Origin of the sequence: Bacillus sp. SIMBA_005, assembly GCF_046535585.1 — a bacterium.
Taxonomy (GTDB): Bacteria; Bacillota; Bacilli; order Bacillales; family Bacillaceae; genus Bacillus; species Bacillus pumilus.
Genome location: NZ_JAWRWI010000326.1, coordinates 1 through 275, shown reverse-complemented (window position 1 = coordinate 275; position 275 = coordinate 1). Strand labels below are relative to the sequence as shown.

At 52.7% G+C, this 275-nt stretch carries 1 protein-coding gene; it reads left to right on the top strand.

Annotation, left to right across the window (positions count from 1 at the left end):
• Positions 1–14: 14 nt before the first annotated feature.
• Positions 15–275: OmpA family protein (locus SB660_RS20320; protein ID WP_410584118.1), on the top strand; the 261-nt coding region annotated here is incomplete at its 3' end.

Genomic DNA, 275 nt, shown 5'->3' with positions numbered 1-275 from the left:
AAAGCCAGCAACAGATCCAAACCATGGCAGCCAAATTGGCCTCGACAGGGCTAACACATGCCCGTATGGATGGACACACCGATAACTATGGTGAAGACAGTTACAACGAAGGCTTATCATTGAAACGGGCGAATGTCGTGGCCGATGCATGGGCTATGGGTGGACAAATTCCACGCAGCAATCTCACCACACAGGGTTTAGGAAAAAAATATCCCATAGCCAGTAACAAGACCGCCCAGGGCCGCGCCGAGAACCGCCGCGTCGCAGTGGTGATT